Below are 15,115 nucleotides of genomic sequence, written 5' to 3' on the forward strand. Positions count from 1 at the left end.
GAGCCACCACACGCCGGGGAAACACATGGACGCCGAGCTTGCATACGCTTACCAGCCTATCGCTACGAAGCTATCGGCCGAGCCTGGCGATGTGGCCCACGGCCCCTACGAGCCCTACGAAACACCTAGCCTTGAGGCAGATAACCCTATGCTGGAAATCGTACTTCGCAGCATCGACAACCAGCTGCACTCCATCAACAAACGCCTTGGCGACATCGATAAGCGTTTCGACGGCATCGATAAGCGTTTCGACGGCATCGACAAGCGTTTCGACGGCATCGACAAGCGCTTCGACGGCATCGACAAGCGTTTCGACGGGATCGATGCACGCCTTGGCAAGATGGATACGCGCTTCGAAAAGGTCGAGCAGAGCGTCAGCCTATTGGGCGAACGCATGGCTCGCGTCGAAGAAGCGACCAAAGGCCTTGCCGAATGGCGGTCGGACATGAGCGCCCGTACCGCGGACCTATCCACGCAGATTAGCGTGCTCGCTTGCCGGATTCAGGCGATGCCCTCGTGGAAGACGCTTGGTTTAGCCGCCAGCGCAACCACCGCTGCCATAGGCGCCGCAGGAACATGGCTCGTGCAGGGCGGCGCAAAAAAAGTGGCGCGCTGGTTCGAATAGCGCGCCCGGGGAGCCTCAGCCCTCGACGTCCCTGCCCGCCTGCGCAGCGCAGGTTCGCAGGGCGTCATCGACGATGGCCATTTCATCCTGCACGGTGCCTGGCGTCGACCGAAGCAGGCTGGTGACTCGAGTGTCCATGGCGGCACGCAGGCGATCACGCGCTTCCTGGCCGCAAGGGGTGCGCGGCTTCCACGCGCTGACCGCGTCCGCTTGCTGCTTGAGCACCCCAATGGCGGCCTCGCGCTGATCGGGCGCCGCCGCGGCGGCCCGCGCGACCTGTGCGCGCCAATCCCCGACCACGCCATGCAGGTCAGCCCCATCGGCGGTAATCGCCGCCGCGTCGCGCTGCCGGGCACCATGGGAGGCCGTCAGCGCAAGGATCAACGTGGTGACCGATGCGAGGAACGCGATGCCGACGACGATGACGACGGTACGGCGGCCGTTGGATTTCTGCTCCGCCATGGCGGGCTCCTGCGAGGATTCAGGCCGCCATTGTGCCTCACGCCCCCTGCCTCCGCCGCCTCCGACCGCCGTTCGCGACGAAATGCCCCAGCGCGCGGACCGTGACCTCGGTAACGCGCGAGTGCCACGTTACGTCGCTATAGTCGGGAGCTTCTCCACAGGAAGCCGACCGCATGCTTCGTTTGCGCAACCTCGCCCTCCTCGCCGCATTGGCCGCCGTTTTCGCTGGCCCCGTGGCCGCCGACGACCTGAAGGTCATGTCCTTCAATGTCCGCACGATTACCGGTCCCGATGGCCCGAACCGCTGGGAGATGCGCAAGGATCTCTTCGCCGACACCATCCGCCAGATGGATCCCGATGTAATCGGCACCCAGGAACTGGCCCAGCAGCAAGGTGACGACACGGTCGCGCGCCTGCCCCAATTCGCCTGGTTCGGCCGGGATCGCTTTGGCGGCCACAAAGACGAACACATGGGCATCTTCTACCGGAAGGATCGCCTTAAGCTCATTAAATCCGGCGATTTCTGGCTTTCGGATACACCGGACAAAGTCGCCAGCATCACCTGGGGCAATATTTTTCCGCGCATGGTGAACTGGGCTTTGTTCGAACGCCTCTCCGACCACAAACGCTTCTATCTGCTGGATACGCACTACCCATACCGCGACAACGATGAAGATGCGCGGACCAAGTCGGCGCACGAGATGGCGGAATGGGTAAAGAAGCTCCCGGCAGGCACGCCGGTGGTCATCACGGGCGATTTCAATACGGGCCCCGATAGCGAAGCCCACCGCATGCTGACGGCTACGTTCAAGGATGCATGGATGACGGCCCCCGAGAAGAAGGGGCCGGAGGAAACCTTCCATAACTTCACCGGGCAGGCAACCAAGCGTATCGACTGGATCCTGTATCGCGGGCTCGAGCCGAAGCGCGTCGAGACGATCACGATCTCAAAGGATGGGCGGTATCCGTCCGATCACTTCCCCGTTCAAGCCGACTTCGCGCTCTGAAGCCAGCGTGCCCGTGCAGGAGCGGCCCAGGGCCGCTCCTGCCGATGTAGCGAAAGCGCGTGGGCATGCGGTTGCGTGGCGTGCCGGGGAAAACCTTCTGCGATAGCTGGATGCCCCAGCGGTCGAACGAACGATCGAACAGCAGCGCGGCGGCGATGACGACCACAAAGGTGACAGGTAAGGTGACGAGAGCCGCCGCCACCGGATCGAGCGCCAGCCGCCCCGCGAGCACGGTATAGAACCACGCGGAGAAGCTCAGCAGGATGGGCAGGTGCACGAGGTAAAAGGCGTAAGAAATGCGCCCCATGAACTGTGCCGCCCTCCCCTGCAGCACGCGATCGAACAGGCCGCAACGAACGACGTAAAGCAGCATCACGCCACCCGCGACGTTGAACGCCGCTTTGCGCACGTTGTCGTCGAGGGGGAGCACACGGGTCCAGTCGTACCACGGCGATACGTCGAAGCCGCCGCAAACAACGGCCGCGGCGACCAGGCCGGCAAGCAATGGCCTGGACCGGGCAAGCGGCACTTCCCCAACGTGGCTACCGATAAGAAAGGCAGCGTAGTAAGGCCAATCGTTCGGAAAGAACCATCCCAACATGCCCATCGCCATAGCAAGACACAGCACTTGCTGTAGGAGGGCGCTCGCGCGCGATGCTCCCGTTACCTCAAGCGCGCTGTCACGCGGCCGTACTGCAAGCGCCCGGTATGCGAATACGAAAAGCGAGCCGAGCAGCTCAATCTTCATCGTCCACAAGGTGGGATTGAACCGCGACCATCCGCCGAGAATGGTGCCGTATACACCGTCACGTAGCGCTTCCAGCAGGTCGGGCGGCTTTTTCCAGAAGTCCGCCAGCCATGTCGAACCGGACAGCGCACCCGCCTCCCGCGCATGGCTCCAGCCCAACGCCATGACGACCCACGCGAACATCACCGAGCCGAAGATCGGCACGCCCAGCCGCAGATAGCGCCGCGAGGCCCGCAAACGCACCACCGAAAGATCGCCGGAGACGAGGAAGGCTTTGGTCAGCACATACCCGCTGAGCACGAAGAAAATGCAGACGGCGAACTGGCCGTTCCACAGCACGGATAGCGGCTGGAACGCGAGAACATGTTCAACCACCCCGTGCATGGCGCCAGGCGTCGTCGTGTCCGGATAGATGTAGGCAAAGCCGCCGGGCAGGAATGCCAGGCACAGGTGGCAGAGCAACACATTGACCGCGGCCAGGCCGCGCAGGCCATCGGCGGAAAGGTCTTTGCGCATCGATCTTCCGGCTGCGAAAACGACCATACAAACAGCCCCGGCTTGGCCCTTGGGTGAACAGGGGGCTAGCTCGTTGGGGAACCTTCGGGAAGATCAAACCTGCGTGATGGCTTGCGGGCCGGAGGGCGTGAGGTGATAGTCGCAATATCTTCCGGGGAGGTAGGGCCCATGCGCCGTCTGTTTACGTTGCTGTTGCTCGTTTTCACCGTGCTCGCGGCCCAAGCCGCGCCGCCGCCGTCGTACTTTGATAACACTGGCCACGACGACACCCTGTCGGGTGGCGTAAAAATGATCACGATCAATACACCCAAGGGAAAATTCAGGGTGTGGACCAAGCGGGTGGGCAATAACCCGACGATCAAGGTCCTGCTGCTGCATGGCGGCCCGGGTGCGACCCACGAGTACTTCGAGGCGTTCGACAGCTATTTTCCCGGTGCGGGCATCGAGTATTACTACTACGACCAGCTCGGCTCGGCGTTCAGTGACAAGCCCACCGACGAATCGCTGTGGGATACCCCGCGCTTCGTCGAGGAAGTGGAGCAGGTGCGCCAGGCACTGCACCTGGACAAGGACAACTTCTACCTGCTCGGCCATTCCTGGGGCGGCGTGCTGGCCATCGAGTACGCGCTTAAGTACCAGCAACACCTGAAGGGCCTGATCATCTCCAACATGGTCGACAGCATCCCGGCCTACAACGTCTACGCGAAGACCGTGCTCATGCCGGCCATGGATCCGAAGAAGCTGGCCGAAGTGCAGCGGATGGAACGCGAGCACAAGACCGACGACCCCGCCTACATGGCAATCCTGATGCCCATGCACTACGAGCAGCACGTGCTACGCATGCCCGCGGACCAATGGCCCGAACCCGTCACCCGCTCGTTCGGCCATATCAACGAGCAGATCTATGTCTCCATGCAGGGCCCGAGCGAACTAGGTGCCAGCGGCAAGCTCCTGCACTGGGACCGCAGCAAGGACCTGGCGAAGATCAAGGTACCTACCCTGGTCATCGGCGCCACGTACGACACGATGGATCCGAAGTACATGGAGGCCATGTCGAAGAGGCTGCCGAACGGGCACTTCCTCCTGTGCCCCAAGGGTGCCCACCTGGCCATGTACGACGACCAGCAGACGTATTTCACCGGGTTGGTGAAGTTCCTCAAGGATACGGACGCCGGGACGCACTGAGGGGCGACATCGCGCGCAAGCGCGCTCCTACCCCGGGTGGCGTAGCCCCCGGGACACCCACTGGGAGCGCGCCTGGGCGCGATGAGAGGCCGATGGGCTAGCACCAGTCTTCGCTCCTGAGACCTGTTTCTGGCACCATCCTCCGGTTAACGACGCGCCGCGGCGCGCTGCCGGATCGCTAAAACCATGAATTTGCAAGCCAATTACGAACAGATCCCGCTCAAGGACTACGCCGAGCGCGCGTATCTCGACTATTCCATGTACGTGGTGCTGGACCGTGCCCTGCCGTTCATCGGCGACGGGCTGAAGCCGGTCCAGCGCCGCATCATCTATGCGATGAGCGAGCTCAGCCTGGGCGCCCAGGCCAAGCCGAAGAAGTCCGCCCGTACCATCGGCGACGTGATCGGCAAGTTCCACCCCCACGGCGATTCGGCCTGCTACGAGGCCATGGTGCTCATGGCCCAGCCGTTCTCGTACCGCTACCCGCTGGTGGACGGCCACGGCAACTTCGGCTCCTCGGACGATCCGAAGAGCTTCGCGGCCATGCGCTACACCGAGTCTCGCCTTACGCCGATCGCCGAGGTGCTCCTTTCGGAACTGGGTCACGGCACCACCGACTGGTCGCCGAACTTCGACGGCACGCTGGAAGAGCCCACCTGGCTCCCGGCCCGCGTGCCTCACGTCCTGCTGAACGGTTCCATGGGCATCGCCGTGGGCATGGCCACGGATATCCCGCCGCATAACCTGCGTGAGGTAGCCAGCGCCTGCATCCGCCTGCTGGATGACCCCGAGGCCACCATCGCCGACCTGTGCGAGCACGTGCAGGGCCCGGACTACCCGACCAAGGCCGAGATCATCACGCCTCGCCGGGAGCTGGCCGCGATGTACCAGACCGGCGTCGGCTCGGTGCGTGCACGCGCCATCTATGAGCGCGATGACAGCAACATCGTCATCACTGCCCTGCCCCACCAGGTTTCGCCGTCCAAGATCCTCGAGCAGATCGCCGCGCAGATGCGCGCGAAGAAGCTCCCGATGATCGAAGACCTGCGCGACGAATCCGATCACGAAAACCCGATCCGCCTTGTCATCGTGCCTCGCTCGAACCGCGTGGACGTGGACGAGATGATGCAGCACCTCTTCGCCACGACCGATCTGGAGAAGAGCTTCCGCATCAACATGAACATGATCGGCCTGGATGGCCGCCCGCAGGTGAAGGATCTGAAGACGATTCTCACCGAGTGGCTGCGCTTCCGCACCGATACGGTGACCCGCCGCCTGAACCACCGCCTGGGCCGCGTGGAGCGCCGCCTGCACATGCTCGAAGCGCTGCGCATCGCCTACCTCAATCTCGATGAGGTGATCCGCATCGTCCGCACCGAGGACGAGCCGAAGCCGGTGCTCATGAGCCGCTTCCGCCTTGATGACGAGCAGGCCGATTACATCCTCGAAACCAAGCTGCGCCAGCTCGCGCGCCTGGAAGAGATGAAGATCACCGAGGAGCGCGACAAGCTCGAGGAAGAGCGTGCGCGCATCAATGTCCTGCTGAAGTCGCCGGCCAAGCTGAAAGGCCTGATCAAGGAAGAACTGCGCGCCGATGCCGAGAAGTTTGGTGACGAGCGCCGCTCGCCGCTGATCGAACGCACTGTCGCCCAGGCGCTGGACGAAAGCGCTCTGGTTGCGTCCGAGCCGGTGACGGTCGTGCTTTCCCAGAAGGGCTGGGTTCGCGCCGGCAAGGGCCACGATATCGACGGCGAGGCGCTGTCATACCGTGAAGGCGATGCACTCGCGGCCATCGCCCGCGCCCGCACCACGCAACAGGTCGCCTTTATCGATTCGACCGGCCGTGCGTACGCCACCCCCGCACACACCCTGCCCTCCGCCCGCGGCAACGGCGAACCGCTGACGGGCCGCTTCAGCCCGCCATCCGGCGCCCGTTTCGACGCGGTGGTGGCTGCGGATAACGACACGCGGATCATCCTTGCCACCGACTTCGGTTATGGCTTCGTGACCCGCTTCGAAGCGCTCACGGGCCGCCAGAAGGCCGGCAAGCAGATCATCTCGCTGAGCGACGGCGCCCGCGTGCTGAACCCGGCCATTACCCCGGACCCCTCTCGGGATCGCATCGTCGTCGTTACCAGCGAGGGCCACCTGCTCATGTTCTCCGTGGCCGAGCTACCGGAACTCGACAAGGGCAAGGGCAACAAGCTCATCGAGATCCCGAAGGCCAAGCTGGCATCGGCTGAAGAGCGCGTCGTGGGCGTCGCCGTCGTCACCGAGGGGAAGGGCGAGGTCACCATGTACGCCGGCGCCCGCAAGCTCACGCTGAAGTGGGCCGACCTGGTGGAATACGGTGGCAGCCGCGCGACCCGTGGCGGCGTCCTGCCGCGCGGCCTGCGCCGCGTGGAGCGCATCGAAACCACGGGCTGAGCCTGAGTTCTGTAGGAGCGCGCAAGCGCGCTCCTACAGAAGGCCATTACAACCGGGTGTAGTTCCAGGACACCATGCGGCCATCCTTGTAGGGCATGACGCCATGGAACGGACGCGGATCGCCATCGAAGACGAGGGGAAGGAAGTTCCGGTCACCCTCCCACATGGGTAGCGCTTCAATCTGATCCGCACGCACCCATTCCAGTGAGCCCTCCGGATTTTCCGAAAGCGGCTCACCTTCGAAGCGGGTGATGACGAAGATAAACCCGAGCCAGTCTTCGCCGTTCTTGCCAAACCCCGGCCAGTTGAGCGTGCCGCGCAGGCTCATTTCCAGGCACTCGATGCCCGCTTCTTCGCGTATCTCACGTCGCATGCAGGCGGCGATGTCTTCACCTGGCTCCATCTTTCCGCCGAGGCCGTTGTACTTGCCCAGGTGCTGGTCATCCTTGCGGGCATTGCGATGGATCATCAGCACGCGCTGGCCATCAGGCGAGAGCACGTAGCCCAGGGTGGCGACAATTGGCGTATAGGGCATGGCGAGGGTGGCGGGGGATAAACCCCGGAGTTTACGCCTTCCCGGCATGCACCATGGATTTGCCCCGCGCCAGCCCTTGCACCACCCCCACCTGCCCGGCGAACATCGGTGGATGCCCCACCGCCGTATCCGCCGCATGGCCACTCTCCTCCTCCGCTGCCTCGCTCTTGCAAGCTTCGCCGCCCTGACCATTGGCTGCGCCGCACCGGCGGACGCCGTGGATAGCCGTGAACTGGTTTTCGACAGCCAGTCGTACTACGTCGTCGCCGTCGACACGCGGCAGGAAGATATCGAGCTGTTCTGGCGCAATCCGGACAACGGCCAGCCGTTCGCCAGCCTGGAAGCGCTGAAAGCCTGGACCGCCGATAAAGGCCGCCCTCTCGCGTTTGCAACCAACGCCGGCATCTACGACCGCGATTTCCGGCCCCTGGGCTTGTATGTGGAGGACGGCAAGGCCATCGTTCCGCTGAATCTCGCCCACGGCAACCCGCGCTCGGGCAATTTCTCGCTCCTGCCCAACGGCGTCTTCGCCGTCTACGACGACGGCACGGCCGAGGTTCGTACCACCGAGGCCTTCCGCGCAGCGGCACGCAAACCGCGCTGGGCGACGCAATCCGGCCCCATGCTCGTGATCGATGGCGAAGTGAATACGCAATTCGATAACGGTTCCGACAGCATGAAGTGGCGCAGCGGCGTTTGCGCCCGGACCCCGCACGATGTGGTCTTCGTGGTGAGCCGCGCACCGGTCAATTTCCACGCATTCGCTCGCCTGTTCCGCGATGAACTGGGTTGCCGTGACGCCTTGTTCCTCGATGGCACCATTTCCCAGGCGTGGACCCCGCGTGACGGCTACGCGGGCGCCCCCGCCTTCATGACCAAGCCCTACGCCGGCATGGTCGCCGTTTTCCCCAAGCGGCGCTGACCCACCATGCGCATCCTCCGTCGCCTGCTGATCGGTTGCCTTTTCCTGGTACTGCTCGCGGCAGCGGGGGCCTACGCCGCCTTATCGGGTAGCCTCGCGCGACTGGACGGGACGCTGGCCCTGCAAGGGCCCACGGCTCCGGTCTCGCTGGCGCGAGACGCACGCGGGACGCTGACCGTGCAGGCCACAAGTCGCCGTGACGCGGCATGGGCACTCGGCTTTGCCCATGGGCAGGACCGCTTTTTCCAGATGGACCTGCAGCGCCGTGTGGCGGCGGGTGAACTGGCGGCCCTCGTAGGCGAAAAAGCCGTCGATGTCGACCTTCGCCATCGCGTACATCGCTTGCGCGCCGTCGCCGAAGCGGCCTACGCCTTCCTTCCTCCCGAGCAACGCGCACTCATCGACGCTTACCGCGACGGCGTGAACGCGGGCCTCGGGCAACTTCGCGTCCGCCCGTGGGAATACCTGCTGCTTCGCCAGGCACCCAAGCCATGGCGAAGCGAAGACAGCTTGCTCACCCTGGGCGCGATGTACCTCGACCTCAACGAAGACGGCACGAATGGGCGCGAACTCGGCCTCGCCAGGCTTCGCGCGGTCCTACCCGCTCGCCTCGTCGATACCCTGGCCGCGCCTGACCCGACCTGGGAAGCTCCCCTGGACGGATCACGGTCGCCCGACATCGTGCTTCCCGGCCCTGATGTGATCGACCTGCGGCAGCAGGCACGCGTCGCCGCACAACCCGTGCACATCCCGGCCGATGCCATGCCCGGCAGCAACAGCTTCGCGGTCGCCGGCAACCTGACCGAGACGGGCGCGGCACTCGTCGCGGATGACATGCACCTTGGCTTGCGCGTACCGGACATCTGGTATCGCGCACGCATTCGCTTTCCCGACGCCACGGCACCGGGTGGCATGCGCGACCTCAACGGCGTCACATTGCCCGGCACGCCGGCGCTGGTCGCCGGATCGAATGGTCAGGTCGCCTGGGCGTTCACCAACAGCTACGGTGATTGGATGGACTTCGTGCGGGTGACGCGCGATGCCACCAACCCGGCCCGCTACGCGACGGCCGGCGGCAGCGCCGCGTTCGATGTGCATGACGAACTCATTGAGGTAGCCGGTGGCCAACCAAGGCACCTGAAGGTCGAAGACACCGCATGGGGCCCGCTCGCCGCAACGGACGTCGACGGTTCGCCCCTGGCGCTTGCCTGGATCGCGCACCGTCCCGACGCATTCAACCTGGGCATCATGGGGCTCGAGCGCGCCAGGGACGCCAGCGAGGCGCTCGACGTAGCGGCGCGGGCCGGCATGCCGCCACAAAACCTGCTGGTGGGTGACCACGCGGGCCGCATCGCCTGGACGGTGATTGGAAATGCCATTCCGTTGCGGCTGGCTGGAACACCCGGCTGGGCCGGCTTCGCGGACGCATCGCGCTACCCGCGGATCGTCGATCCCGCGGATGGCCGCTTGTGGACGGCGAACAACCGAACCGTGGGCGGTGACGCTCTCGCGCTGCTCGGCAACGGGGGGCACGATGCGGGCGCACGTGCCCAGCAGATTCGCGATGACCTGCGGGCACGCGATCGCTTCGTGCCCGGCGACATGCTGTCGATCCAGCTTGACGATCGCGCGGTCGTTCTCACGCGATGGTACGGATTGTTGCGCACAACTCTCTCGAGCACGCCCGACGCGCGCCTCGATGCCATGCGTCGCGCGACCGCCACGTGGAGCGGCCACGCGGCGATCGACAGTGTCGATTACCGTGTCGTGCGGACGTTCCGGCAGAACGTGCGAGATCTTGTGCTGGCACCATTCACGGCGCGCGCCAGGGCCCGTTTCCCCGATTTCACGTGGCCACGCGGAACGACAGCCGAAGGCGCCATCTGGATGATGTTGGGCGAACGTCCCATGCATCTGCTCGACCCGCGATGGACAAATTGGGACGAACTGCTTGCTGCGGCGGCGCGCAAGACGGTGGATGATCTCAGCACCTCCACGGGCGGCCTGGAAGCGCGCACGTGGGGCGATCAGAACAGGGCGCATATCGCCCATCCACTCTCTGCTGCGCTGCCCGGCTGGATATCGCGCTACCTCGACATGCCGGCCGATCCGCTGCCCGGCGACGCCGATATGCCGCGCGTTCAGGCCCCCGCATTCGGCGCATCGGAACGTTTTGCGATATCGCCAGGCCACGAAGACCAAAGCTATCTGGAAATGCCGGGCGGCCAGAGCGGCCACCCGTTATCGCCATTCCATGGCGCCGGCCATGATGAGTGGGTGGCCGGGCATCTGACACCGCTCCTGCCCGGGGATACCGCCCATACGCTGACGATCACACCCCGTCACTAATACCTCGGGCGAACAGCTCGGCGATGCTCAGTCGCGCGGCAGCGTCAGGACCATGCCATCCGACCAGCCCACGCGTGCCTTCACCGGCAGGTCCGGCATGGGATAACGACTGTGGTCCTTGCAGTGCGTCGCGTTGATACAGGTGTTCCAACCCGCTTCGTAAACCACGTGATAGGGCAGGTCCCGTGCGCTGTTCCCGCGCAGCGGAAGCTCCCAGACCATCTCGTGCCGCGGATTCAGTGTGGACGCCAGCGCCGTGGCCTTCACCAGGCTACCGCTATGTTTCCGCGCATCGATCCACTGCTGTATCGCGGGGACATCAGGCCGCCACCACGTACTCCGGTACGAGACGGTGTCTGCGTTGCTACGAATGTCGACCAATGCCTGCGCCACCTGCGTCGTGGACGACGTGGCGCGCCCCACGCTCATGGCCAGCGTGACATGCGTCGACGCGCCATCCGTGCTGACGGTGCGGGTCACGCCGGCATCGCCACTGACACTCAGCGCCTCGCCGGCGGAGACCGTCACCATGCCGTCGTGCGTGTCGTCGGGGTACAGCTTCCGCAGCCTGGGCGCTAGCGGGCATTCATACGGGCGGAAGGCATTCGGCGCATCACAACGGAAGACGTGCACATTGCCCACGGCCGGGAACGACGAGTTGAGCGGCCACGCGGTAACGACGTCCCGCCCTTCGATAGGCCCCCAACCCGAGTGGATGGCCGCGTCAAGGAGATCGCGAACCACCCTGGTATCCGGGTCGTACCATCCGTCCGAGCCGTGCCTCCGGCTGAAACCGGTACCGGCGCCCTCCCCCATGGTCCGTGTCCAGAAGATGTAGGTCGTGTTTTCCGCGCTCTCCGTCGGCTCGTTTCGCATCAACGCCCATTCGGTATCCAGGTTGAGCACCACCTCGTCCGCATGACGGAAGGGCTCGATGGTGAACTGCGCAGGCTCAGCGGCGTGCGATGAAAGCGTTCCGTATTGGCACCAGCGCCGTACCTCCCGGCGGAAAGCGCGGCGTGTCGCGCCACCGGGCGTCGCCGTCCCAAACAGCGCCGCCGCCATGTTCCGGCTAAACGCACCGCAGACAGCGGATGGCGACGTCGCGAGTACGCTGAACTCAACGTGCTGCCGTCGCCGCACGGCTTCGTCGGGCGCCCGACGGACGGTCCCGCCCGCATGAGGCAGGACGTCATGGTCCCAGGGCCAACGCTGCAATAGGGCATCGCGCTCCGTCTCGTCTCGCGCATCGATACCCGATATGCCGAGCGTGGCCGAGGCATCAAGTACGACCGTGTTCGTTGCCGGCCATGCCCGCGCAAAGGGCGGGCGCATCCGGGCGATGACCCGAGGGTCCCCGGTAAGGGCGACGCGTGATCCGCTATCGACCAACGCTTCGATGTAATCGACCACGGCCTCGACTGCATCGGTGTGATCCACCGTGATGACCACGACAGATACCGGCTCGAGCACCCTTTCGGACATGGCCTGAGCGCCCGCTGCCGGCACGAGGCTGCTTGCAAGAAATAAAACGTACTTGAAATTCATTGGCATTCCTTGCCTCGCCAGCACTTAGCGCGAAGGCAGGTTAATGACCATCGAATCGGACCAGCCAACGCGTGCCTTGCGGGGCAAGCCAGCGATGGGTGGGCGTCTGTAGTCGAGACAGTGCGTGCCGTTGATGCAGACGTTCCAGCCGGCCTCGTACACCGTGTGGTAGGGGATCGTACGGCCCGCGTTGCCGGCGAGCGGCATCTCCCAGATCACCTCATACCGCGGGTTAAGCGTGGCAGCCAGGCCGGTGGCCTTTGCCAGGCTACCGGTGTGGTTCTGGGCCTCGGTCCAGCGCTGGATGGCGGGAATGTCGGGGAGGAACCAGGTACTGCGGTAGAACCGGGTATCGGCATTGCTTCGGGCATGCACCAGCGATAGATCCACCTGGTTGCCGCGTGTCGTAGCTCGTGCCATGTTCAGGCCAAACGCGAACGAGGTGGCCGCCTTTCCATCGTTGCCCGCGGAACGGGAGATCTTCGCGTCGCCGCCGATCGTGAAGGACTCACCCACGGAGGTATTGACCCGGTCGTCCACCGAATCGCCGGGAAACAGCTTTCGAAGCAGCAACGCCGCCGGGCAATCCAGCGGCCGGAAGGCCTCGGGAGCATCACAGCGGAATACGTGGACGTTACCGGTATGCGGGAACGACGAATTCAACGGCCATGCGGTGACAACATCACGACCCTCGATAGGCCCCCAGCCCGAATGCAGGGCGACGTCCATTAATCCATAGATGGCACCCGTTACCGGGTCGTACCAGGCATCGGTGCCGTGCCTGCGGCCGAAACCCGTGCCGGCCCCTTCGCCCATCGTCTTGAACCAGAACAGGTAGCTTGCCTTGCGCCCGTCGATCGGATCTTCGGAACGCACCAACGCCCACTCGGAAACGAGTGTCAGAAGCAGATCCGGGGTCGAGGCAAACGGCTCGATCGTGAACTGCGCCGGCTCGGCCGTGTGCGCGGAGAGGTTCCCGTATTGGCACCAACGGCGCACCTCGCGGCGAAATGCCCTGCGCTGCTCAGGCGTGGGCACCGAGTCGTCGAATAGCGTCGCAGCCATTTGCCGGCTGAAGCCGCGGCAAACCTCCGAGGGAGACTCTGCCATGACGCTGAATTCGACGTGACGGCCACCTTCGGGCGTCGGCAGGGCACGCACTTCCAGCGGCAAGGGATCGTCCAGGAAATCGTGGCTCCACGGCCACTGCTGCAACGTGTGGCGACGCGCGCTTTCATCCTCTGCATCAAACCCGGAGATGCCAAGCGACACGCCGGGATCAAGCACGATGGTGTTGGTGGTGGGCCATACCCTTGCGAATGCCGGCTGTACCCGGGCTAATGCCGCGGGCGTTCCGGTGAGCGCCGTTCGGTGGCCTTCATCGACAAGTGCACGAATACGCCGGCGGACGCTCGCGGTATCGTCCGTTTCATCGACGGTGAGCAGGACGACGTGCGGCGCGTCGATCTGTTCGACGGAGATCGCGTGCGCCTGCCAGGCCGGCAGGGCGCAAAGCACCATCCATGGTGCGCATCGGTTTCGCATGGTGTACCTGTTGCAGCGGGAAAGCCGACATGGTGGCCGGCCTTACGCCAGGTCCACCATCCGGAAAAACCCCTAGCCAGCGTCAGGCTTCCAGCCGTGCTCAGGTAAGCATGCGCTTACAGATTTCCGCGTACAGATCAGGCAGGCGCTGCAGATCGGCGATGGACACGCACTCGTCGACCTTGTGAATGGTGGCGTTCACAGGGCCAAGCTCGATCACCTCAGCCCCCATGGGCGCGATGAAGCGACCATCGCTTGTGCCGCCACCGGTACTCTGCTCCGGATCGATACCGCACAGGTCATGGCATACGCTCGCCACCACCTCGCGCAAGCGGCCGCCCGGTGCCGCCAGGAAGGGGTGGCCGGACAGGTGCCAGTGCGCCGCGTAATCCACGCCATGCGCCTGGAGGATGGCTTCCGCACGCTCGCGCAGACCCTCGGCTGTGCTCGCCGTGGAAAAACGCCAGTTCACCAGCGCGACGAGTTCGCCGGGGATGACATTGTTCGCGCCGGTACCTGCGTTGATGTTCGATACCTGGAACGAGGTCGGCGGAAAATCGGCGTTGCCCTCATCCCAGCGCTCGGCGGCCAGCGCAGCCAGCGCGGGCGCGAAGATGTGGATGGGGTTTTTCGCCTTCTCGGGGTAGGCGACATGGCCCTGGACCCCACGCACGGTCAAGGTGAGCGACAGCGAACCACGGCGCCCCACGCGAATCAGGTCGCCAAGCCGCGCTTTCGCCGAAGGCTCACCGACCACGCAGTAATCGATGCGCTGGCCGGCCGCGGCGAAATGCTCGACAACCTCACGCACGCCATGCAATGCAACCCCCTCTTCATCGCTGGTGAGCAGCAGGCCGACCGTACCGGCATGGGCCGGCTGCTCACGAACGAAACGCTCCAGCGCCACGACCATGGCCGCCACCGAGCCCTTCATATCGGCGGCGCCGCGGCCATACAGCAGCCCGTCCCGTTCGGTGGGTTCAAACGGCGGCGTGGCCCAGCTCTCTTCAGGGCCGCTGGGTACGACATCGGTGTGCCCAAGGAAGGCCAGCACCGGGCCGGCACCACCGTGGGTGGCCCACAGATTGTCGACATCGCCAAAGCGCAGGTGTTCGATGTGGAAACCAAGCGCCGCCAGGCGCGCGGCGATGAGCGGCAGGCACCCCGCATCGTCGGGCGTGACGGAGCGGCGGGCGATGAGGTCTTTGGTAAGAGCGAGAACGTCGGACATGGCGATCAGGTACCG

Annotated in this window: 12 protein-coding genes; 6 read left to right on the forward strand and 6 right to left on the reverse strand. The window is 64.7% G+C overall.

Going from position 1 to position 15,115, the window contains the following annotated elements; translation table 11 throughout:
• Positions 1–91 precede the first annotated feature (91 nt).
• Positions 92–625, forward strand: coding sequence for a hypothetical protein (locus L2Y96_RS16835; RefSeq protein ID WP_247328464.1), 534 nt, complete (start codon positions 92–94; stop codon positions 623–625).
• Between the two features lie 15 nt (positions 626–640).
• Here L2Y96_RS16835 and L2Y96_RS16840 read toward each other — a convergent pair whose 3' ends face one another.
• Positions 641–1,087 carry a hypothetical protein gene (locus L2Y96_RS16840; protein WP_247328468.1) on the reverse strand — a complete coding sequence of 149 codons (447 nt, stop codon included), beginning with the start codon at positions 1,085–1,087 and terminating at the stop codon, positions 641–643.
• Between the two features lie 173 nt (positions 1,088–1,260).
• On the opposite strand from L2Y96_RS16840, the gene L2Y96_RS16845 reads away from it, so the two are divergent.
• On the forward strand, positions 1,261–2,094 hold the full coding sequence (locus L2Y96_RS16845; protein WP_247328469.1) for an endonuclease/exonuclease/phosphatase family protein: 834 nt from the start codon (positions 1,261–1,263) through the stop codon (positions 2,092–2,094).
• On the opposite strand, the gene L2Y96_RS16850 is transcribed toward L2Y96_RS16845, so the two are convergent.
• Positions 2,027–3,358 carry an acyltransferase family protein gene (locus L2Y96_RS16850; protein WP_247328471.1) on the reverse strand — a complete coding sequence of 444 codons (1,332 nt, stop codon included), beginning with the start codon at positions 3,356–3,358 and terminating at the stop codon, positions 2,027–2,029. The two genes, L2Y96_RS16845 and L2Y96_RS16850, sit on opposite strands and share 68 nt — an antisense overlap.
• 168 nt (positions 3,359–3,526) lie before the next feature.
• Here L2Y96_RS16850 and L2Y96_RS16855 point away from each other — a divergent pair, with 168 nt between their 5' ends.
• Together L2Y96_RS16855 and parC are read left to right on the forward strand one after the other, a co-directional pair.
• Positions 3,527–4,543: a proline iminopeptidase-family hydrolase gene (locus L2Y96_RS16855; protein ID WP_247328473.1), complete on the forward strand. Its 1,017-nt coding sequence runs from the start codon at positions 3,527–3,529 to the stop codon at positions 4,541–4,543.
• A gap of 186 nt (positions 4,544–4,729) precedes the next feature.
• Positions 4,730–6,970 (forward strand): DNA topoisomerase IV subunit A, encoded by a 2,241-nt coding sequence (gene parC, locus L2Y96_RS16860; protein ID WP_247328476.1) that lies wholly within the window; start codon positions 4,730–4,732, stop codon positions 6,968–6,970.
• Positions 6,971–7,016: 46 nt separating this feature from the next.
• On the opposite strand, the gene L2Y96_RS16865 is transcribed toward parC, so the two are convergent.
• Positions 7,017–7,505 (reverse strand): NUDIX hydrolase, encoded by a 489-nt coding sequence (locus L2Y96_RS16865; RefSeq protein ID WP_247328479.1) that lies wholly within the window; start codon positions 7,503–7,505, stop codon positions 7,017–7,019.
• Between the two features lie 136 nt (positions 7,506–7,641).
• Between L2Y96_RS16865 and L2Y96_RS16870 the strand changes: the two genes are divergently transcribed.
• Together L2Y96_RS16870 and L2Y96_RS16875 are read left to right on the forward strand one after the other, a co-directional pair.
• The gene (locus tag L2Y96_RS16870) at positions 7,642–8,427 is read left to right on the forward strand and encodes a phosphodiester glycosidase family protein (RefSeq protein ID WP_247328482.1); all 786 of its coding nucleotides are present in this window, start codon (positions 7,642–7,644) and stop codon (positions 8,425–8,427) included.
• A 6-nt stretch (positions 8,428–8,433) separates the two neighbouring features.
• Positions 8,434–10,776, forward strand: coding sequence for a penicillin acylase family protein (locus tag L2Y96_RS16875; RefSeq protein ID WP_247328484.1), 2,343 nt, complete (start codon positions 8,434–8,436; stop codon positions 10,774–10,776).
• 27 nt (positions 10,777–10,803) lie between these two features.
• Here the strand turns inward: L2Y96_RS16875 and L2Y96_RS16880 are convergent, their stop codons facing one another.
• The 3 genes from L2Y96_RS16880 to dapE form a co-directional block, all read right to left on the reverse strand.
• Entirely contained in the window at positions 10,804–12,261 is a 1,458-nt protein-coding gene (locus L2Y96_RS16880) for a hypothetical protein (RefSeq protein ID WP_247328485.1), read from the reverse strand.
• A gap of 87 nt (positions 12,262–12,348) precedes the next feature.
• The gene (locus tag L2Y96_RS16885) at positions 12,349–13,869 is read right to left on the reverse strand and encodes a hypothetical protein (RefSeq protein WP_247328487.1); all 1,521 of its coding nucleotides are present in this window, start codon (positions 13,867–13,869) and stop codon (positions 12,349–12,351) included.
• Between the two features lie 100 nt (positions 13,870–13,969).
• The gene (gene dapE, locus L2Y96_RS16890; RefSeq protein ID WP_247328489.1) at positions 13,970–15,100 is read right to left on the reverse strand and encodes a succinyl-diaminopimelate desuccinylase; all 1,131 of its coding nucleotides are present in this window, start codon (positions 15,098–15,100) and stop codon (positions 13,970–13,972) included.
• Between the last annotated feature and the right edge of the window lie 15 nt (positions 15,101–15,115).

The sequence above is a fragment of the Luteibacter aegosomaticola genome (assembly GCF_023078475.1).
Taxonomy (GTDB): Bacteria; Pseudomonadota; Gammaproteobacteria; order Xanthomonadales; family Rhodanobacteraceae; genus Luteibacter; species Luteibacter aegosomaticola.